General features: G+C 55.3%; 18 protein-coding genes. 10 read left to right on the top strand and 8 right to left on the bottom strand.

Going from position 1 to position 21053, the window contains the following annotated elements:
• Nucleotides 1-74 precede the first annotated feature (74 nt).
• Both ABD806_RS09420 and ABD806_RS09415 read right to left on the bottom strand, forming a co-directional pair.
• A complete protein-coding gene (locus ABD806_RS09420) occupies nt 75-1058 on the bottom strand; it encodes a CehA/McbA family metallohydrolase domain-containing protein (RefSeq protein ID WP_344957231.1) in 984 nt (327 codons plus the stop codon).
• Nucleotides 1059-1185: 127 nt separating this feature from the next.
• Nucleotides 1186-2625 (bottom strand): sodium:solute symporter family protein, encoded by a 1440-nt coding sequence (locus ABD806_RS09415; RefSeq protein ID WP_344958046.1) that lies wholly within the window; start codon nt 2623-2625, stop codon nt 1186-1188.
• Nucleotides 2626-3060: 435 nt separating this feature from the next.
• On the opposite strand from ABD806_RS09415, the gene purT reads away from it, so the two are divergent.
• Complete coding sequence (purT, locus tag ABD806_RS09410; RefSeq protein ID WP_344957229.1) at nt 3061-4242, top strand: formate-dependent phosphoribosylglycinamide formyltransferase; 1182 nt, start codon at nt 3061-3063, stop codon at nt 4240-4242.
• Nucleotides 4243-4427: 185 nt separating this feature from the next.
• Here the strand turns inward: purT and chrA are convergent, their stop codons facing one another.
• Nucleotides 4428-5558 (bottom strand): chromate efflux transporter, encoded by a 1131-nt coding sequence (gene chrA / locus ABD806_RS09405; protein WP_344957227.1) that lies wholly within the window; start codon nt 5556-5558, stop codon nt 4428-4430.
• A gap of 171 nt (nt 5559-5729) precedes the next feature.
• On the opposite strand from chrA, the gene ABD806_RS09400 reads away from it, so the two are divergent.
• Nucleotides 5730-5879 carry an entericidin A/B family lipoprotein gene (locus ABD806_RS09400; protein WP_344957225.1) on the top strand — a complete coding sequence of 50 codons (150 nt, stop codon included), beginning with the start codon at nt 5730-5732 and terminating at the stop codon, nt 5877-5879.
• Between the two features lie 76 nt (nt 5880-5955).
• On the opposite strand, the gene ABD806_RS09395 is transcribed toward ABD806_RS09400, so the two are convergent.
• Nucleotides 5956-7578: a GMC family oxidoreductase gene (locus ABD806_RS09395; protein ID WP_344957223.1), complete on the bottom strand. Its 1623-nt coding sequence runs from the start codon at nt 7576-7578 to the stop codon at nt 5956-5958.
• A 335-nt stretch (nt 7579-7913) separates the two neighbouring features.
• Between ABD806_RS09395 and ABD806_RS09390 the strand changes: the two genes are divergently transcribed.
• The 4 genes from ABD806_RS09390 (at nt 7914) to ABD806_RS09375 (ending at nt 12304) form a co-directional block, all read left to right on the top strand.
• On the top strand, nt 7914-8927 hold the full coding sequence (locus ABD806_RS09390; RefSeq protein WP_344957221.1) for a TRAP transporter substrate-binding protein: 1014 nt from the start codon (nt 7914-7916) through the stop codon (nt 8925-8927).
• Nucleotides 8928-9019: 92 nt separating this feature from the next.
• A complete protein-coding gene (locus tag ABD806_RS09385) occupies nt 9020-10972 on the top strand; it encodes a TRAP transporter large permease (RefSeq protein WP_344957219.1) in 1953 nt (650 codons plus the stop codon).
• 72 nt (nt 10973-11044) lie between these two features.
• The gene (locus tag ABD806_RS09380; RefSeq protein ID WP_344957217.1) at nt 11045-11485 is read left to right on the top strand and encodes a GlcG/HbpS family heme-binding protein; all 441 of its coding nucleotides are present in this window, start codon (nt 11045-11047) and stop codon (nt 11483-11485) included.
• Between the two features lie 51 nt (nt 11486-11536).
• Nucleotides 11537-12304, top strand: coding sequence for an IclR family transcriptional regulator (locus ABD806_RS09375; RefSeq protein ID WP_344957215.1), 768 nt, complete (start codon nt 11537-11539; stop codon nt 12302-12304).
• A gap of 169 nt (nt 12305-12473) precedes the next feature.
• On the opposite strand, the gene ABD806_RS09370 is transcribed toward ABD806_RS09375, so the two are convergent.
• The gene (locus ABD806_RS09370) at nt 12474-14123 is read right to left on the bottom strand and encodes a GMC family oxidoreductase (RefSeq protein ID WP_344957213.1); all 1650 of its coding nucleotides are present in this window, start codon (nt 14121-14123) and stop codon (nt 12474-12476) included.
• 232 nt (nt 14124-14355) lie between these two features.
• Between ABD806_RS09370 and ABD806_RS09365 the strand changes: the two genes are divergently transcribed.
• From ABD806_RS09365 to ABD806_RS09350, 4 genes are all read left to right on the top strand, one after another.
• Nucleotides 14356-15585 (top strand): TRAP transporter substrate-binding protein, encoded by a 1230-nt coding sequence (locus ABD806_RS09365; protein WP_344957211.1) that lies wholly within the window; start codon nt 14356-14358, stop codon nt 15583-15585.
• Between the two features lie 96 nt (nt 15586-15681).
• Entirely contained in the window at nt 15682-16239 is a 558-nt protein-coding gene (locus tag ABD806_RS09360) for a TRAP transporter small permease (RefSeq protein WP_344957209.1), read from the top strand.
• 12 nt (nt 16240-16251) lie between these two features.
• On the top strand, nt 16252-17541 hold the full coding sequence (locus tag ABD806_RS09355) for a TRAP transporter large permease (protein WP_344957206.1): 1290 nt from the start codon (nt 16252-16254) through the stop codon (nt 17539-17541).
• Between the two features lie 123 nt (nt 17542-17664).
• On the top strand, nt 17665-18432 hold the full coding sequence (locus tag ABD806_RS09350) for an IclR family transcriptional regulator (RefSeq protein ID WP_344957204.1): 768 nt from the start codon (nt 17665-17667) through the stop codon (nt 18430-18432).
• Between the two features lie 59 nt (nt 18433-18491).
• On the opposite strand, the gene pdxR is transcribed toward ABD806_RS09350, so the two are convergent.
• The 3 genes from pdxR to ABD806_RS09335 form a co-directional block, all read right to left on the bottom strand.
• The gene (gene pdxR, locus ABD806_RS09345; protein ID WP_344957202.1) at nt 18492-19979 is read right to left on the bottom strand and encodes a MocR-like pyridoxine biosynthesis transcription factor PdxR; all 1488 of its coding nucleotides are present in this window, start codon (nt 19977-19979) and stop codon (nt 18492-18494) included.
• 225 nt (nt 19980-20204) lie between these two features.
• A complete protein-coding gene (locus tag ABD806_RS09340) occupies nt 20205-20639 on the bottom strand; it encodes a nucleotide triphosphate diphosphatase NUDT15 (protein ID WP_344957200.1) in 435 nt (144 codons plus the stop codon).
• A 15-nt stretch (nt 20640-20654) separates the two neighbouring features.
• On the bottom strand, nt 20655-21029 hold the full coding sequence (locus ABD806_RS09335) for a glutathione S-transferase N-terminal domain-containing protein (protein ID WP_344957198.1): 375 nt from the start codon (nt 21027-21029) through the stop codon (nt 20655-20657).
• Between the last annotated feature and the right edge of the window lie 24 nt (nt 21030-21053).

Below are 21053 nucleotides of genomic sequence, written 5' to 3'. Positions count from 1 at the left end.
GATATGACGAGGCCCTGCTCCTGCTTGCGGATAAAGAAAGCAGGAGTGGATCTATGACATTGCCGGGAACCATATCAGGAACCGTGATCCACCCAGTCGGGGCCATAGATGGGCTGTAACCAGGCCCTTTTTTTATCGTCCAGGGGCGAGCAGGCCTGGAAGCGGATGTATTTCCATTTTTTCCTTTGGGTGAAAGTCCACGCACCGGTGATGTCCGAGGTATAGCTCTGCAACGTGTAACCATCCTCATGCTGTTCGAAAACGATCGCCTTCCAGATGACCTCGGCCGGGGATGAAAGGTGAAACCCGTATCCTTCATCCGTTTCGGTCACCTCAAGCGGCAGGGTATCCAGCTCAACCCCGGTGCTGGCATAGAAGTTACCGGCTCCGATGTTGTTCAGTATGCTGGTTTCGTTCTTGTCGCCGGCCACCCGGATATACCCCAGGGGCGCGTAGTTTTCATATATGTAATGCTCACGATAGAATTCGTCATTGCCGGCAAACCCCAGGCATTTGTAGCCCCGGGTGAGCAGGTCATCCCAGCAGGGTTCACTGAAATGGGGGGAGTAAGGCTTGCTTCCTTGATCTTCTTCCAGCATCGACAGGCCATTGTAAACCTCTATGCCGACCAGATTGAGGTCTTTCAGCAGGGCACAGGGGGAAAGCAGGCTTTCAAGAATGTTTTTCCATTCTCCGCCTTCGCGAGGCCGGGTGGTTTCGAAGAAGCAGGGATGACAACAGAGGGATACCCCGTTTTCTCTTCCCATGGTCAGGGCGTGTATGTACTTTGCTTTCTCGTCCCGGAAGTAGCCACCCTCATAATGGCCATAATAGATGGTGTCGTTCTGTATTTCCCTGCCGGGGATAACAACAATGTCCTCATGTTCCATGGGTTGGGTAAAGGTATCGATAGCGTCGATATATGGGTGAATGGAGGTGCAGATAAAGTCGAAATTGAAAGGGACGCTCAGGGATTGCTTGATGACGTCATCACAGTCTCCACCATATTCATAATCTATCTGGCTGCCCTGTTTGTCAGGATTTGCCCTGGTATGCACATGAATGTTTCCCTTTTGCCAGGATGCCGTTCCGGTATAAGGGCTAGTGACCTTGAATGTCATGTCTTGGTTTTCCGTTGTTAAAGATGCTGCCCCGGCAGGCGGGGCAGCACAGTGAGAGTAAGGGTTAAGACTTTGTGGCAATGGTATAATTGGCTGCCTGATCACCGGTTACCTGTGAACTGTTTTTCGACACCTCCTGGTTAATGCCACTCCAGTAAAACGCCCTGGCCTCCTCTTCACGACTGTGGGAGGTCAGCTTGCTGACGACCCACAGGGCCATGATGGACACAAAGAAGCCGGGATAAGCGGCATCGATGCCGGTATCAAACAGCGGCCACAGTACGGTGATGCTCATGGCGCCAATCATGCTGGCAATGCAGCCACTGGCGGTGACCCGTTTCCAGAACATGGCGGCCAGGAACGGGAAGATCAGCGTGGTTGCCGATATCCTCAAGGCCCACTGATACATGGAGATGATATCGGTCATCATGAATGACACCCCCAGCGACAGCACCGACATGATCACCACGCTGACTCTGGCAGACCTCATCTTCTGCGCCTCGGTGGCCTGTTTGTTGACAAAGCCACAGTACAGATCGTGGGAAATATTGGAGCTGCCTTGCAGGATATAGGAGTCGGCACCGGTCATTAATGCCGAGAGCAGGCCGATAATGACAATGCCGCCAATCGCCGGATGAAGCAGCTCCATGGTCACGAAGGAAAAGACCAGATCTGCCCGGGTATCAAGCGGGACGAACTGTCTTGCCAGCACCCCAATGCAGTAGGGCAGGAAGGAGATCAGCATGACCAGCCCGAAGCCGGTGACCCCCGCCTTGATTGCCACTTCTTCCGTCTTGGAGGCAAAAATCCGTTGCCAGGTCGATTGCCATACCAGGTAGAAGGGGGCCACGGTCAGCGCAAAGGTGACCACCTCCAGGGCCCTGCCGTCCGGGATCGGTGTCAGGAATTCGGTGGGGGTGTTGAACAGCGCGTTTTCCAGTCCTCCCGCGTAGGTGACCGAGCAAACGGCCAGGATGATGATGCCGGCAATGACAATGACACTCTGCAGCGCATCGGTCACTATGGTGGCTTCCAGCCCGCCGAGAATGGTGAAGCCCAGGATCAGGGCAAACGACAGCATGAGACCGGTATCCATATCGATGCCGAAGATCACATTGAACACCGTGCTCATGCCGACAATCTGCAGGGCGGTGGCGGGTACGGAGTAAATGAATGCCGAAAATACCGATGGCACCACACCGGCCTTCCTGCCGAACCGCTTGCCGAACAAATCGGCCAGTGTGAACAATTTCAGTCTTCTCAAAGGCCTGCTGAAGAAGATAATCAGCAGCAGACTCACCAGAATACCGGGCAGGGCAAACATGAAATAGCCCGATATCCCCTTGGTAAAGCCCATGCCTACCCAGCCAATGAAGGCCGCGGCCCCGCACCAGGTGCTGATCAGGGTACCCGTTATCTTCCAGTACCCCATGTTCCATCCGGCGATGAGGTATGCATCGGATGTTTTTACCTTAAAGAAGTAATATCCACCGATCGCAAACATCATCATGAAATATACGATCGTATATCCTATGTACCACTCCATAGCTTCCTCCAGTCCTTGTCGTTACATGAAAGTGCAAAAGTTGTTAATGTGGATAGTGTAACCGGTTACATTTTGGAACTTATCCTTTCTAATGGCGTTGTCAAGCCTGATTTTTTATTCCTGATAATCGGTCGGATACTGGTGGATGGACGTCAGTATGGGCCAGATAAGTCCCTTGGCTTTCGAGACGGCGCTGATGGAGAGTATGTTCCTTGTGGGCAAAGGGCCTTGCTGACAGACTTCGGCAAGCGCCATCTGTGGATCAAGGGATGAGCAGCAGACGCCATTGGTAGTGGAGGGCAGGCAAGCGGCTACATAAAAGTTCAGAACGATGGCCAGTGACCGCTGATCGCTCCTATAATGCGCACAATTTTTTTCAACAGGGATTTTGCTATGGTGACTCTGGGTACTCCTCTTTCAGCGACGGCGACACGGGTTTTGATGTGCGGCGGCGGCGAGCTGGGCAAGGAAGTGGTGATTGAGCTGCAGCGTCTCGGTGTTGAGGTGATCGTGGTGGATCGCTATGCCAACGCCCCGGCGATGCAGGTCGCCCATCGTTCCCATGTTATCTCCATGCTCGACGGTGCCGCCCTGCGATTGGTGATCGAGCAGGAACGGCCGCACCTGATCGTGCCCGAGATTGAAGCCATCGCCACCGACACCCTGGCCGAACTGGAGCGGGAGGGCTTCAGGGTCATACCCACCGCCCGTGCCACCCAGCTGACCATGAACCGGGAAGGCATTCGCCGCCTGGCGGCCGAGGAGCTGAGCCTGGCGACCTCGCCCTATCGCTTCGCCGGTACCCTGGACGAATTCCGGGCGGCGGTAGACGACATCGGCCTGCCTTGTGTGGTCAAGCCGGTGATGAGCTCTTCCGGCAAGGGCCAGAGCACCCTCAAGCGTGAAGATCAGATAGAGGCCGCCTGGCAGTACGCTCAGGAAGGCGGTCGCGCCGGCGGCGGCCGGGTTATCGTGGAAGGTTTTGTCGAGTTCGACTACGAGATCACCCTGCTGACGGTGCGTCATGTCGGCGGCACCAGCTTCTGCGCCCCCATCGGCCATATCCAGGTAGACGGTGACTATCGGGAGTCTTGGCAGCCCCAGGTGATGAGTGCGGCGGCGCTTGAGGAGGCCCAGAGGATATCCGAACTGGTGACCGGTGCCCTCGGTGGTTATGGCCTGTTCGGGGTTGAGCTGTTCGTGCGTGGTGACGAGGTGCTGTTCAGTGAAGTGTCGCCCCGTCCGCACGATACCGGCATGGTGACCCTGGGCTCTCAGAACCTGTCCGAGTTTGCGCTGCATGCCAGGGCCATTCTCGGCCTGCCGGTGCCGCTCATCCGCCAGTATGGTCCTTCCGCCTCGGCGGTGATATTGCCGGAAGGGGAGTCCAAGCAGACGACTTTTGGCAACCTGCAACAGGCCCTGGCCGAGCCGGATACCGAGCTGCGCCTGTTCGGCAAGCCGGAAATCAATGGTCGGCGCCGCATGGGCGTGGCCCTGGCCCGTGCAGAAGATATTGAGACTGCCAGAGAAAAGGCCCGCCGCTGCGCCACCCTGGTGAAAGTGGAGTTCTGATACTATCCCCAGCCTGTTGGTGGCGTTGGCCCTTAAGCCGAAGGCCGAATTAATCCGGCCTTACGGGGGTTGCAAGGTGATACATCCGCATACGCTCTCCGTTTCGTTCCTGAAACGGAAGCTTGGCGGAGTCGTTCCCTTTGGCCTTATTGTGCGCCCAGTGCCGCCTTTTCAAACAGTCGCGATCAAAGCCAGAACCCCAACAGCATAAAGGCCGGGACCAGCACCAGCAGCGGGCATCTGAAGGTTCGCAGGGCCAGCAGGCCGAGGGCGGCGGCGGCCAGGGCCGGGGCCCCGGTCACGCTGCTGACAAACACCGGCTGATAGAGTGCCGCCAGCAACAACCCTACTACAGATGCGTTAATCCCCGTTACGGCGCCTGTCATCATCGGCCGGGCGGCCAGCGCCTGCCAGCTGTGTTGCAAGGCCAACACCAGCAGAAAACCCGGTAAAAACACGCCGAAGGTGGCGATCAAGGCTCCCAGCACCGGGGTGGCCGGCAGCAGCCCGGCACCCAGAAAGCTCGCCAGGGTGAACATGGGGCCGGGCATGGCCTGGGCTGCCGCGTAGCCGGTGAGAAAGACTTCCTGAGACAGCTCGTCCGCCAGCAATTCCTGCAGCAATGGCAGTACCACATGTCCGCCGCCGAAGACCAGGCTGCCGGCCTGGTAGAAGTCGGCAAAGATGGTTGCCGTGCCGGTGAGGGACAGCAGCGGCATGACCATCAGCAATCCCAGGAACAGCAACAGAAAGGGCCAGTTGAGAGCGAGCGGCTGGCCGGGGTCACCGCCCGCTTTTCGCAACAACAAGGCGCCGATCAGCGCCGCCGTCAGCAGGGCGATAAACTGGGTGCCCAGTCCCGGCAACAGCCACAGCAGGGCGGCGGTGAGTACGGCGATGGTTAAGGTCAGGGGCTTTTGACAGAACTGGCCGGCCATGGTCAGGACCGCATCGGCCACCACCACGAGCGCAAACAGCTTGAGCCCGGTTACTATCGCCAGTGTCGCGGGCTGGCTGGCCCAGTTCTGTCCGGCCAGCGCCAGGCCGAGCATGATCAGAAAAGAGGGCAGGGTAAAGCCGATAAAGGCAGCCAGGGCGCCGGATAGTCCTGCGCGCTGGTAGCCGATGGCAAAGCCCAGCTGGCTGGACGCCGGTCCGGGCAGGAACTGGCATAATGCCAGGGTTGCGGCGAAACTCGGCTGCTCTATCCAGCCGAGTTTTTGCACGAAATGGCGCTGAAAATAGCCGATATGGGCGGCTGGACCGCCGAAGCTGAGCCAACCGAGCTTAAAGAATTGCCAGAAAACCTGCAGCATGGAATACCCTTGATAAAAATCCCGGGCCCATGATAGCTGCTTAGTATGTATTTTTCATGGCACAGGGTTTCGATAGAGGTTGGTCAATATGGCGGCGAATGGATCTCGAATGCCGCAATTCAACCTATACTTTCACTGGCATATATCCATTGCAGCGGAAGGAAAATGACCATGACAAGAAAAATACTGGCCGTCTTGATGGCCCTCGGTCTGCTGGGCTCGCTGGCCGCCTGTAACACCTTTGCCGGGGCCGGCAAGGACATCCAGCGTGGCGGTGAAGTGGTAGAGGATGCTGCCAAGGATGCGCAGAGCGGTTATTAAGCAAGCATCCTTGTTATTCAGCCCGGGACCGGCATGCCGGTTCCGGGTTTGTCTGTGACGCTCGATACGCTTTTATTCAGCCATGGCCTCGGTCTTCTTTAATCATATCGGCGCATTTTTCGCCGATCATGATCGAGGGAGCATTGGTATTCCCGGAGACGATCAGCGGCATGATGGAGGCATCGGCTACCCTCAGCCCCTTGATGCCGTGCACCTTCAGCCTGCTGTCGACCACCGCCATGTCATCATTCCCCATTTTGCAGGTACTGGTCGGATGATAAATGGTCTGGCTGAAACGACGGGCGGCATCCAGTAATTGCTCGTCGGTCTGATATTGGCGACCGGGCACATATTCATCGATGATCACGGGTTTGAGCGCATCGGCTTCGGCGATGCGTCGGGCTACCTTGATCGCGTCCACCGCCACCCGCAGGTCTTCCTCAGCCGAGAGATAATTGGCCTGGATAGAGGGGTATTCATGAGGATCGGCGCTGCGGATCTTGATGCTGCCTCGGCTATGGGGGCGCAGCTGGCACACGGAGGCGGTAAAGGCCGAGAATGGGTGAACCCCTTCGCCGGGTTTATCGGCGCTAAGTGGTTGCATATGGAACTGGATATCCGGCCTATCCAGCCCATCCCGGGACTGGGTAAAGACACACACCTGGCTGGCGGCCAGGGTCAGGGGGCCGGTACGGGAAAGCGCGTACTGCATGCCTACCCCCAGTTTCTTCACCGGGTTGTTGACTTCGTCGTTGAGGGTCTTGCAGCTGGTCTTGAACACTAGGCGGATTTGCAGGTGGTCCTGCAGGTTTTCGCCCACACCCGGTAACGGATGCTGGCATTCAACACCCACCGATTTCAGGTGTTCCGGTTCACCTATGCCGGAACACTGCAGTATTTGCGGCGAACCGATGGCACCGGCACTGAGCACCACTTCCCGAGTTGCCCGGGCCAGCTGGCGCTTGCCATTGTGTTCAAACTCGATGCCGGTGGCCTGCTTGCCTTCCAGCAGGATGCGGCGGGTGTGGGCATGAGTCAGCAGGGTCAGGTTGGGACGTTTCAGCGCCGGACGCAAGAATGCCTTGGCGCTGCTGCAACGCAGGCCCTTATAGGCAGTTTGCTGAAAGTACCCGACGCCTTCCTGTTTTTCGCCATTGACGTCCGGGTTGGCCGGTATGCCGATTTGTTGCGCGGCTTCGACAAAGCGCTCGGCTATTTCCCTGCGCAGGCGAAGATCTGAGACCTTCAGCGGGCCATCGACCCCGTGATAGGCATCTGCGCCCCGGGACTGGCATTCGGACTTTTTGAAGTAGGGCAGGACCTCCTGATAACTCCAACCCTCGTTGCCCAGGGCGGCCCAGTCGTCGTAGTCCTGGTGCTGGCCGCGGATATACAACAGGCCATTGAGTGAGCTGGAACCACCCAGCACCTTGCCCCTGGGCCATTGCAGCTGCCTGCCGTTGATACCCTGATCCGGATCGGTGACATAGCACCAGTCGGTGGAGGGGTTATGCATGGTCTTGAAGTAACCGACGGGGATATGGATCCAGGGGTTCCAGTCCCGACCGCCGGCTTCCAGCAGCAGCACCTTTATCCCTGGATCTTCAGTAAGCCGGTTGGCCAGGACACATCCTGCCGAGCCCGCGCCCACGACGATATAGTCGAATTCTCCAAAAACCTGATCTTGATATTGAGCCATAACCCACCCGATAAAAACGATACGAATAGTATCAAAATAGTTAATTTGATTTTTATATCAAGTTAAATTTGATTTTTTTTGTTGGTTTTTTGTTAGCTTTACGTGCTCTCCCTGCTCTTAGGAAGATTCAGATGCTGGTTCAGTGGCGGATGGGGCGCCAGGGGCTGGTGTCAGGATGTTGATTTTACTGAAAATCGATAATTTCGATTCGTAATGTATCAAAATTATAACTATTTATGTTGACAGTGGTGGTTTTTGATTCATATAGTTACAACTGTTGCTTAGATGTAACTGTTTATTTAAATTGTGTGGTTAGGACAAGGAAGAGGTCACCTATGAAGATTAAACCGCTTATTCTGTCGTCAGTGGTACTAGCGATGTCGGTCAGCACCGCTGCCGTGGCTGATTATTCAGGGCCCAAGATAAAGATGAAGCTGGCTCACCCCGCCCCTCCCGGTAGCCACATCACCGTGGCTTACAAGAAGTTTGCCGATCTGGTTAAAGAAAAATCAGATGGACGAATCAAGGTGCAGCTGTTCCCTGGTTCGGTACTGGGCAGTGACCGGGTAATGATCGAGGGCGCTCAGCGGGGAACGCTGGAGATCGGCGTTAGCTCAACCCCGAACCTTGCCAGCTTTACTCCGCTTTATCAGGTGTTTGACCTACCCTATATCACCAGCCCAGAACATCAGGAACAGCTTTATAAGGCACTGGACAAAGGTAGTCCGCTGAACACCTATCTCGAGAAAGTCGCCAATGATATCGGCCTGCAGCCAGTCATGTATGCGGAATACGGCTATCGTAATTTTGTATCCAAGGATCGGCCGCTGAATGGTCCAGAATCTCTTTCCGGCCTGAAGATGCGCACCACGGATTCACCGGTGGATGTGGCCGTAGCCAAAGCATTGGGTGCCAACCCGGCTCCGATTGCCTGGGGTGAGGTCTACACCGCGCTGCAGCAGGGCACCATAGATGCCGAAGGCAATACCTTCGACCTCATGTACGGCGCCAAACACCATGAAAACCTGAAGTATGCGGTGACCTCGGCCCATAACTACGGCATGCAGGTGGCCATGGCCAACAAGAAATGGTGGGATGGGCTGCCCGAGGAAGCGCAGCAGTTGATCGAAGAGGCTTCCCAGGAAGCGGTGACCTATCAGCGCACCGTGGCCTATCCGGAAGATCAAAAGAAGGCACGTCAGGGCATGATTGATGCGGGTATCACCATTCATGAAACCACCGAGGAAGAAATGGCGCAATACCGTCAATTAACCAAGCCGGTATTCGATGAGTTTGCAGCCAAACTCCCTGCTGAATTGGTTCAGCTGGTACAGGACACCCAGCAGTAAGCCGATGTTTTTTGAACTACCAGTTCTGATGGCGGGAGCCTCCTGCTCCCGCCTGAAGATGTCTTTTTAGGTTCTGATCCCGGAGCTGTTGTATGGAAACCTTGAAGCTGGATAGAGAGCTGGATAAAGAAAAAAATCCCTCTTATCTTAATACCGTCATTCAAAATTTTGAGAAGCCTTTCCTGTTTATCGGCTTGATGTTGATGATTGTCATCATCAACTACCAGACATTTTTCAGATACTCCATCTCTGCCCTGTTAAACATGATTGGCACTCCCGGGTTCGAACAGTTGTTCGGGGCCTGGGTGGATATTGAAGGACTACGTGTCAGCATCAAGGGTGCTGTTGGCTGGGGGATCTGGACCGAAGAGCTGGCTCGCTATATTTTTATCTGGATATCCTACCTGGCGGTATCTATCTCGATCATTTCGAGAGGCGGCATACGTGTCGATGTGATCCATCATCGACTGTCCAAGCGCTATCAGGATATCGTCTGGCTGGTGATTGACTGCTGCACATTGATCCTGGTGTTTCTGTTTGCCTTTATGGGGCTGGATTATGTGAAGATGCAGTTGGTCATGCCGCAGACGACGCCTGCCCTGCAGATCGGCTATTACATTCCCTACCTGATACTGCCCATTGGTTTCGGTCTGATGACCCTGCGCACCCTGCAGTCCTTGTGGCGTCAGAGTCGGGGCATGAGCATTCCTGATGTATGCATAGGCCTGGTGGCCTCGGCCGTGCTGTTTCTCCCCGTTATGCTGTCCGATGAGTGGAGTGCTTCCTTACTGCTGTTCGGGTATTTCATCTTATTCTTGCTGCTTGGCGTACCCATCGCCTTTGCCCTGGGCCTAGCCGGGCTGACGACAGTGCTGGGTGCCGGCACCCTGCCGGTGGATTATTTGGCGCAGATCGCGTTTTCATCGATTGATTCCTTCCCGATCATGGCCATTCCTTTCTTTATCGCGGCCGGGGTGTTTATGGGCGCCGGGGGGCTGTCCAAACGGTTACTGGCATTAGGTGATGAGCTGGTCGGGGCCTTACCCGGCGGCATGGCCCTGGCCAGTATCATGACCTGTATCTTTTTCGCCTCGATCAGCGGCTCGGGCCCGGCAACGGTAGCCGCCATCGGCTCCATTACCATACCGGCCATGATTGCCAGGGGCTATGATAAATATTTTTCTGCGACTGTGGTGGCCTGCGCCGGGGCGATCGGGGTGATTATTCCTCCCAGCAATCCTTTCGTGGTCTATGGTGTCTCGGCCCAGGTATCGATCGGTAAGCTGTTTATCGCCGGCATCATTCCCGGCCTGATCATGGGGGTCGCCCTGATGGTAGTTGCCTACCTGGTCTCCAAGAAAAACGGCTGGTATGGGGAGGTGCGGGAACGCTCGCTGAAAACCTTTATGAGCGCGGCCTGGCAGGCAAAATGGGCGCTGATGGTGCCGGTGATCGTACTGGGTGGCATCTACGGCGGTATCATGACGCCGACGGAAGCCGCCGCAGTGGCAGCCTTGTATGGCCTGTTCGTGGGGCTCTGTATTCACAAGGAGCTGACCTTTAGCAGCCTCTGGTCATCGGCTCAGGATGCCGCCGGTATTTCGTCCATCATCATACTGCTGATGGCCATGGCGACCATCTTCGGCAATATCATGACCATTGAACAGATACCCGAAAGTATCGCCGAACTGATCCTTTCGGTGACCTCGAACAAATTTGTCATCCTGATCATGATAAATATCTTCCTGCTGTGGATCGGTATTTTCATGGAAGCACTGGCAGCCATCGTTATCCTGACGCCAATACTGCTGCCTTTGGTGTTGGCCGTCGGTGTAGATCCGGTTCATTTCGGGGTGATGATGGTTATGAACCTGGCGATTGGTTTTATTACCCCGCCGGTGGGTGTCAACCTGTTCGTCGCCAGCGGTATCGCCAGTGTCAGTATCGGTGGGCTGGCCAAGTCCATCTGGACTTACTTGTTGGTGATGATCGCCGTCTTGCTGATGATTACCTATATTCCGGAAATTTCATTGCTTTTATTATGATGGTTTCCTTAATGAAGCGGGGCCCTCGGGCTCCGCTTTTATTTTGGGGTCTGTGCAGATAAGGAGTTGTCGTTGTCCGTCAGTTCAATGATTGTAGCGAAAGCCTGTCAGCAGCTGGCAGAGCGGGTTCAACGGGATGGGGGCATGCCGGTATGCTTGGCGGCCGTTGATCACGCGGGGGCCTTGATTCATCTACACCGCATGGATGGAGCGCCCGAACGGTTGATCAGTATCGCCACAGGCAAGGCCTATACGGCGGCCAGGATGAGGGTATCGACCGCCATGTTCAGGCAACGGCTGCTGAATGAGCAGCTATCGCTGGCCGATTTTCTGGATGAAAAGTTCACTTCTCTGCCGGGCGGGTTGCCCTTGTTTGATCAGGAGCTGGTGATCGGCGCGGTCGGCGTGAGCGGCCGCACATTGGAGGAAGATGAGCGCCTTTGTCAATATTTTGCGGAGGGCATCCTGAGCGAAGTGAGCCATAACGGCAACACCCCCTCTACAACGGAATAGCAACCTGATTTCCCTGTGATAAACTGCCTGAATATCCATACAGGAGGGCTTATGAGCACATCGGCAAATGCAACCAACTCAACTCTGCTTCGTGCCTTTGCCTTGATAGAAGAAATGATCAAGGACGACCGGGCAACCACGGCGGCGGACTTGTGCCAGCGGCTGGATGTGCCCAAACCCACGGTACACCGTATTATCGGGCAGCTGGAGCAGGAGGGATTGCTACAGAAGGAGCCCGATGGCCGTCATCTCAGCCCGGGCCCACGCTTGCGAAAAATGGCGTTGGGAGTGCTGGCCCAGCGCAGCGTAGGGGCGCCCAGGCGGGCGGTGCTGCAGAAACTGGCGGAAGAGCTGGGCGAAACCTGCAACATCACCCTGCTGGATGGTCACGAGCTGGTCTATTTCGAGCGGGTCGAAACCAACTGGCCGGTGCGTATCCAGTTGCATCCCGGCTCGCGCATGCCCCTGCATTGCACCGCCAGTGGCAAGCTGTTCCTGGCGTTAATGACCCCCCACAGACGCAGGGCGCTGCTGTCCGGTTTGACCCTGACCGCCCATACCCGGCATAGCATCACCGATCGGGAACAGCTAGAGCAGGAGCTGGAGAAGATCGCCAACAATACCCTGAGCACCGACAACGAAGAGTTGATTGACGGCATGGTGGCGATTGCGGTGCCGGTGTATGACGAGGTGGGTCAGATCCGGGCCACGGTGGCGGTGCATGCACCGACCATACGCAAGCCGCTGATCAGCCTGATGGAATGGGCGCCGACCCTGCGCCGCGCCGCCGCCCAGCTGCAGGCGGTGCTGGATTTGTAACCCCGTATTTTGCCAACGATAAGCGTGGTTAATAGCATTTGATGCAAGCTGATTAGGTTGCAGCGGATATCCGCCCTGACCAGACCAAGGCGACCCGTTGTTTCAGGTGGGGAGGGGCAGCCGGCCCCGCTCATGATGACCAATAACAGGGTTAACTTCCATCCAGCTCTCAGCCATGGCGATGATCCTCTTTGATCATATCTGCCGCTTTTTCGCCAATCATGATCGAAGGGGCATTGGTGTTACCGGATATCAGCAGCGGCATGATAGAGGCGTCGGCCACCCGCAGGCCCTTGATGCCATGCACCCGCAGCCTGGCATCCACGACGGCCAGCTCATCATTGCCCATCTTACAGGTGCCTACCGGGTGGTAAATGCTCTGGCTGAAGATGCGCGCGGCTTCCAGCAATTCTTCGTCGGTCTGATATTGACGGCCGGGCACAAATTCATCGGTGATCACGGCTTTCAGGGCGTCGGCTTCGGCAATCTGCCGCGCTACCTTGATCGCAGCTACCGCCACCTGCTGATCTTCTTTTGCTGAGAGATAATTGGCCTGGATCGACGGGTATTGATGAGGATCGGCATTGAGGATCTTGACGTAGCCCCGACTCAAGGGGCGTAACTGGCACACCGAGGCGGTAAAGGCGGAAAACGGATGAACTCCCTCGCCGGGTTTATCGGCACTCAAGGGCTGCATATGAAACTGGATATCGGGACGATCCAGCCCGGCCCGGGAGCGGGTGAAAATACAGACCTGGCTGGCGGCCAGGGTGAGGGGACCGGTTCTGTAAAACGCATACTGCAAGCCGACGGCCAGCTTTTTAATGAGGCTATTTACCTCGTCGTTGAGGGTCTTGCAGAGCGTCTTGAATACCAGGCGGATCTGCAGGTGATCTTGCAGGTTCTCGCCCACTCCAGGTAACGGATGCAGGCATTCCACGCCCACCGAACTCAGGTGCTCGGGTTCGCCGATGCCCGAGCATTGCAGTATTTGCGGTGAACCTATGGCACCGGCACTGAGCACCACTTCCCGTTTCGCCCTGGCCTGCAGGCGCTTGCCATTGTGTTCAAATTCGATGCCGGTGGCCTGTTTACCTTCCAACAGCACGCGACGGGTATGGGCATGGGTCAGCAGGGTCAGGTTGGGGCGTTTCAGGACAGGGTGCAAAAAAGCCCTGGCGGTACTGCAGCGCAGTCCATTATGGGCGGTTTGCTGGAAGTAGCCTACGCCTTCCTGCCGTTCGCCGTTGAAGTCCGGATTGACCGGTATGCCGATCTGCTGTGCCGCTTCGACAAAGCGATCGGCAATTTCTCTGCGCAGGCGCAGGTCTGAGACCCTCAATGGGCCGTCGACCCCATGGTAGGCATCTGCGCCCCGGGACTGGCATTCGGACTTCTTGAAGTAGGGCAGTACCTCCCGGTAACTCCAGCCCTGGTTGCCCAGGGCGGCCCAGTCGTCGTAGTCTTGATGCTGGCCACGGATATACAGGAGTCCGTTGAGTGAACTTGAGCCGCCGAGCACTTTGCCCCTGGGCCATTGCAGGCGGCGGCCGGCAATGCCCTGGTCGGTATCGGTCAGATAGCACCAGTCTGTCGCAGGGTTATGCATGGTCTTGAAGTAGCCGACGGGAATATGGATCCAGGGATTCCAGTCCCGACCGCCGGCTTCCAGCAGCAGCACCTTTATCCCTGGATCTTCAGTAAGCCGGTTGGCCAGTACACATCCCGCCGAACCTGCGCCCACGACGATATAGTCGAACTCACCCAACAACTGGCTTATTTGCTGCTCGGACATATCACACCAATAAAATTGATACATTTATTATCGTAATTATAAAATTTAAATTATTTTAAATTTAAACTCGATTTATTTATTGTCACTAAAATTTGAGGTTAGCCTGTTCGTCGCCTAAATTTATAAGATGTGTTTATCCACCAACTAATTGTAGTCCACATGTGGCTCAGGGCTTAGGTCATGCCGACCTTAACGGTAGCTCGTGCATGTGGCGCTGATAACACTCAATGGTGATATGACAACGAGGGTAATTTCGATGGCTAAATCATTGGATAAAGCGGTTTCCAGAAGAGACTTTCTCAATATTTCAGGGCGTTATGGTCTGACTTCGACCCTGTTCGCCGCCTCTGGCCTGGGGGCGGGGATGAGCCTGAGCAGCCTGGCCCAGGCGGCAGAAACTGAACAGGCGAAGCGTTATCAGACCGAGCCCAAGTTTCAACTGAAATTTGGTGCTTCCGGTTTTAATGAACGCAACCTTGATATTCAAAAATCGGGTCAGTTATTTTTTGCCCGGGATTTGGAAGAAAGAACGAATGGCGCTATTCGGGTTGAGTTTATCGGCAGTAATCAGCTCTGTGGCCAGCTGGACTGTGTGCGCAAGACACAGCAGGGCATTGTCGATATCTACTCGGCTTCGACCCAGAACTCATCTGCGGCGGCGCCTTATCTGAATGTGCTGGATTTTGCCTATATGTTCCCCAGCCGGGCCTCTATGTTCCACTTCTTCTACGATCCACGCAGTGAAAAGCTGTTGCGTGAGCCTTTGAGGCAAAAGCATAAGCTGCAGTTCCTATTCACCCATTGTGACTTACGTGGCCTGATGCTGGGACTGAAATGGTCCGATAAACCGCTGGTCACCAAGCTTGAAGAACTGGCAGGGACTAAAAACCGGGTGACAGGTACTCAGCTTGGACGCATTGCTATGGAGCTGATGAACCTTAATCCGGTGCCCATCGCCTGGGAAGAAACGCTGGACGGATTGCGTCAGGGGCTGCTGGATGGCGCTGAAACCTGGATGAGCGCGGTAGCCTATGCGGGGATGGCACCCGTGGTGTCACAGGCGGTCGATTTACGCTTCTTCGCCGGTACCGAGCATACCTCCATGAGCTTGCCGGTATTTGATAAGCTGGGTAGCGAGTTGCAGGATCAGACGATGGAATCTGCTTATTGTGCTCAGATTTTTACCCAGGGCATGAATGAAGGTGCCCAGACCGAGATAATAGGGGCAAGTGAACATCCCAATCCGAATACGGTATTTGCCGAAAATAACGTGCGGGTGGCGCCTTTGTCCGACAGCGAGCGAAGAAAAGCCGAAGAAATGTGTTCACCAGAGTTTAATCCCGACCCTTGGGAGTCTTGGCGTGAGCGTCTCAATAAGTGGGCTGGTGATATCGACGTGTACAAGGAAATTCATGGCATAGCTAGGGAAATTGATCTTGGTCATGCGGTTGTCAATGTTAAACCCAGACGTTGGTGGCGAGCTTGAATAACTGGCGGTCACTGGGGGCGTGCGACAGCAATTCCTTCTGGATGTGTTGTCAATTAATTGGGTTTGATTGTTCGGAAGTGTGGGTAGATGCATATGTCTGAAAAAAGAGAGAAGACATCGATAGGGCAGCATTGTATCAATAGTATCGGCTGGATAAATGAGAACATGGAAAAAGTAGTCATCATGATCTGCTATTCCACCATGACTGCCATTATCTTTGTCGAAGTGATACGGCGTTTTGTGTTCAACCTTCAGGCCCCCTGGAGTACCAGCATACCCGTTTTGCTCTTCTTGTGGTTGACGTGGGTAGGTGCTGCATTGAATGTGAAACAGAGGACGCACCTTTCTTTAAATGAAGTACGTATGCGTTTGCCTTACAAGGGGCAGTTTGCCTGCTTGGTAATGGATGCGGTGCTGTGGATTTTCTTTGCGGTTATCGTCATTTATTTTTCAACCGAGCAGGTTCGTCTGGCTTATGATAATTTTTCCATCGTACAGGGTACCGATAATGTAATGCAGTGGTGGTTTTATTTGGCTACGCCATTGGGTTGGGTGCTGATTATTTTTCGTGTGTTACAGAATTTACGTGATGACTGGCAGCGATTCAAGCGCAAGGAGTCGTTTGATTTACAACCTTCAATACTGGATTGATGGGAGGTTTTTATGTCGGAGTCCACGTTGATAGGACTGGTTAGCTTTATTTCCACCTTGCTGTTCGTATTTGGTGTTCCTATATTCCTGGTGATTGGCATATGGGTCGTAGGTACGAGCATCATTATTGATTTCACTCTTGCCAATATCGGGGTTACATTGTTTGAAGGTCTCAATTTTTTCGGACTTTTGGCATTGCCATTGTTTATATTGACGGGAGATCTGATCAATGCTGCCGGTATAGCAAAGCGGCTATCTGACTTTGCCTATTCAGTGCTGGGTTTTATGCGTGGAGGCATGGGCATGGCTGCACTTGGGGCTTGTGGGTTGTTTGCCGCTATTTCCGGTTCCAATGCCGGCACCACGGCAACTATTGGTTCCATCATGCATCCGGAGATGGTCAAAAACGGTTACGACGAACGCTTCGCTGCGGCAACCGCCGCATCGGGTGGTACTGTGGGGATCATCATACCGCCCAGTATTATTTTTATCGTTTATGGATTTATGATGAACTTGTCGATAAGTGACTTGTTTATTGCAGGTATGTTGCCTGGCGCGGTAATGGTATTTTCCATGATGGGGGCCTGTTACCTGGTTGCGAAGAAGAATAAATGGGGTAAGGTTATTCCGTTTGTACCCACTGCAATATTTAAATCTGCCATGAGGGCTTATCTTGGCTTTATTACCATAGGTGTTGTGGTCTATGGGATTTACTCAGGTAAATTTTCTCCTACCGAAGCCGCCGCGGTGACCGTTGGTTTTACCCTGATTGCCGGCTTGTTATTAACTAAGGAGCTAAGCTTTAAGACGTTGCCTTCGATCATGCTCAGATCAGGTCAGATAACCGGTATACTGGCCCCCCTGATTGCTATTTCAGTCGTCATGCAGCAATTGCTTTCCTTGTTGGGGGTTGCTCAGGTGTTGAATGATATGCTGAGTGGTTTCGGCGGTTATTATTCAGTTTTGCTGGTGTGTATGGGTATTGTGTTGATGGCTGGTATGGTGATGGAGAGCCTGCCGGTAACCATTATATTGGCCCCGATACTGGCACCAATAGCGCAAGGTATGGGCGTTGACCCGATCCACTTCTCGGTTATTTTTCTGGTTGGAGCGGCAATCGGGTTTATAACCCCACCTTTTGGTCTTAATCTCTATGTCGCCAGCAGTATTACCGGGATACCCTATATACGCTTGGTTAAGTTTGTTATTCCTTACTTTATTGCCTTGCTGCTCAGCTGGTTATTGATTGCATTCTGGCCTCCACTGTCCATGTTTTTGGTTCAGTTCAGCGGCGCCGGATGATTAAAAGGGGCTTCCGGTAACAGAAGTCCCTTGTCGTGTGCATTTCAATTTGACTCAATTGTTAATTAACTGATTGTTATCAATGGATATTTTTAATTTTATAAGATCAGTTCAGGAGAGTCTATGAACCCATCGGCAAGTGCAACCAACTCAACTCTGCTTCGTGCCTTTGCCTTGATAGAGGAAATGCTCAAGGACGACCGGGCAACCACGGCGGCGGACTTGTGCCAGCGGCTGGATGTGCCCAAACCCACGGTACACCGTATTATCGGGCAGCTGGAGCAGGAAGGATTGTTACAGAAGGAGCCCGATGGCCGTCATCTCAGCCCGGGCCCACGCTTGCGAAAAATGGCGCTGGGAGTGCTGGCCCAGCGCAGCGTAGGGGCGCCCAGGCGGGCGGTGCTGCAGAAACTGGCGGAAGAGCTGGGCGAAACCTGCAACATCACCCTGCTGGATGGTCACGAGCTGGTCTATTTCGAGCGGGTCGAAACCAATTGGCCGGTGCGTATCCAGTTGCATCCCGGCTCGCGCATGCCCCTGCATTGCACCGCCAGTGGCAAGCTGTTCCTGGCGTTAATGCCCCCCCACAGACGCAGGGCGCTGCTGTCCGGCTTGACCCTGACCGCCCATACCCGGCATAGCATCACCGATCGGGAACAGCTGGAGCAGGAGCTGGAGAAGATCGCCAACAATACCCTGAGCACCGACAACGAAGAGTTGATTGACGGCATGGTGGCGATTGCGGTGCCGGTGTATGACGAGGTGGGTCAGATCCGGGCCACGGTGGCGGTGCATGCACCGACCATACGCAAGCCGCTGATCAGCCTGATGGAATGGGCGCCGGCCCTGCGCCGCGCCGCCGCCCAGCTGCAGGCGGTGCTGGATTTGTAAATATTGAGGGCCTTACTGTCTCACGCCTGCCGGCGAAGCGAGGGGGCACTTGTCCCCCGTTAGCCTGCGGTTTCCGCCTGTAATTGCGCCTTTATCCTGGCCAGCAACTGGATGCCCGGTTCTATCTGTTCGAGGGGGATCGCTGACAGGCCGATTTTGAGGCAGTTCTTCGGCAGATGGCTGCCAAAATGATAGCTGTCGGCGGAGATCAGCAGCAGACCTTCTTTCGCCGCCCGTTGTTTCAGCTGGCCGGCATCCAGGCTGGCGGGAAGTTCCAGCCAGCAGGAGGAACCGCTGATGGGGGAGCTGGTGCAGTCGGGCAGGTGAGTCTTAAGTGCCCGGGCCAGACATTCTCCCCGCTCTTGAAATACCCGGGCCAGCTTGCGTAGCAGGGCATCATGGTAGCCCTGAGCCAGAAACAGGGCTACGGCCCGCTGGTTGTTGAGCGGTGGATGGCGCAGCATCAGCTGGCGCAGGTTACGGGCCTCCTGGATCAGGGCCTTGGGGCCGACCAGGAAACCCATGCGTAGTCCGGGAGCCAGGGTCTTGGACAGGCTGCCGATGTACAACACCCGCTCGGCTTGATCAAGGCTCTTCAGTGCCGGGGTGGGGTGGGTATCAAAGTTCATTTCCATCTCATAGTCATCTTCTATGATGATGAAATCCTGCCGCTGCGCTTCTTCCAACAAGGCGAGCCGCCGTGCCAGCGGCATGGTCACAGTAGTAGGGCACTGATGGCTGGGGGTCAGATAGACGGCATCACACTCATTCAGCCGCTCATCAACCACCATGCCGTCCCCGTCTACCCGCAGGCTCTTCACCCGGGCGCCGAATATCCGGGCAATATGGCCGGCGCTGACATAGCCGGGATCCTCGATGCCAAAGCAAGAGGTGTTGTCCAGCAGTAGCTGGGCCAGCAGGTAGATGGCCTGCTGGGAGCCGACCGTGATCAGGATTTCATCGTTGCTTGCCTGTATGCCACGGGTGGGCAGTATGCGTTTCTGCAGCTGCTCGATCAGCAGGGGATCGTCGCTGTCGTAACGGTCCGAGCTCCAGTCGCGGATGGCCTGCACGCTGACCGCATCCCGCCAGCATTTACGCCAGCTGTCGATGGGAAACAGGCTGGTATCCAGCTGGCCGTAGACAAAGGGATATTTGTAGCTCTGCCAGGAGTGGGACAGGCTGGCGTTGGGCTGATGGCCGGGATGCACTTTCAGCCGTTGCAACCAGTTCACCTTATCGACCCCGGCATCTGCGGGCGTGGCCGGGATGCCCTGGTGAGCCTCAATGCCGCCGGTGGTAAATTGCGGATTGACGTAATAACCGCTGCGTTCTCGGGACGTGAGATAGCCATCGGAGACCAGTTCGTCATAAACCAGCACTATGGTGTTACGTGCCACATTCAGGTTCTTGGCCAGGCTGCGACAGGAGGGCAGGGGCTTATCCAGGGGTAAAAAACCGCCCAGAATCGCGTTCACCAGATGTTCCCGTACCTGTTGCTGCAGGGTCGCCTGGCTGTCTCTATCAAGATGGAAAAGTGCCGACATCCTGTGGTCTCCGTGATGATGGTGGTAGGGCGGTCATGTATCTCCTCATGGAGATACATGACCGGTGCTTCCACTGGTAAACGCAATGGCCGCCTATGCCGCCAGAACGTCCAGATAGATTAAATCGAGACTTTTTGTATTGAAATGTAAATTTTAATCCTGGCTGACGCCAATAACAACCCCAGGACTGATAACCGACATCCATGATGTTGGTTGCTGCCTGGGCTAGCCATCCTCAGGTTGATAAAAGTGCCCGCCCAGATAGGCGGCAACCCCCTCTCGGCTGGCCTCGAAGTGGGGCTCGGGGAGCTGCTGGGGGTCCACCCAGCGCCAGCCGTCGCACTTGTCCGGTTCCATCAAACGGGGTTCGCCCTGGCATAGCGGCGCATGCAGGATCACCGAGATGGAGTGTACGCCCTCTTCCCGCCAGGTGTGCAGGTTATTGGTGATGGCCACCACCTCAGGTGCAATTACCCGCAGGCCGGTTTCTTCCGCCAGTTCCCGCACCGCCGCCAGCTCGAAGCTTTCGCCAAGCTCCATATGACCGCCGGGAATAGACCAGTAGGGGGCATGGCTGTTCCGTCGCTTGCCGACCAGGATCAAGCCATCGGGCCGGCTGACGATGATGCCGACGCCGATGGCCGGGCGTAGCTGGTTCACGCCTGCTCCTACGGCTCAGGCCTGCTGGCCGAAGCGCTGCTGCAGATAGGCGATGATGTCGTTGGATTCGTACATCCAGCGGCTTTCACCGTTCTCCTCGATGCGCAGGCAAGGGGATTTAATCCGGCCGCCGCCAGCCTGCAGCGCCTCCCTGTGGGGAGAACCAGGATTCACATTGCGCAGTTCGATGGGCAGGTTCAGCTTGTGCATGGCCCGACGTACCTTGATGCAGAAGGGACAGCGGGGCAACTGATAGAGGGTCAGCTGACGGCAGGCTTCATCGATTTGCTGCTGAGCGTCCAGTGGTCGCCGCATCTTGGCCGGGCGGGTCAGCCTGTCGCCCACCACGAGAATCCCCCCAATCCCATTACGTAACGCTTTTACCAACATGACGGCTCCCCTCTATCGCGATGA

Origin of the sequence: Zobellella aerophila (assembly GCF_039539325.1) — a bacterium.
Lineage (GTDB): Bacteria > Pseudomonadota > Gammaproteobacteria > Enterobacterales > Aeromonadaceae > Oceanimonas > Oceanimonas aerophila.
This window is presented reverse-complemented; position numbering and strand designations above follow the sequence as displayed.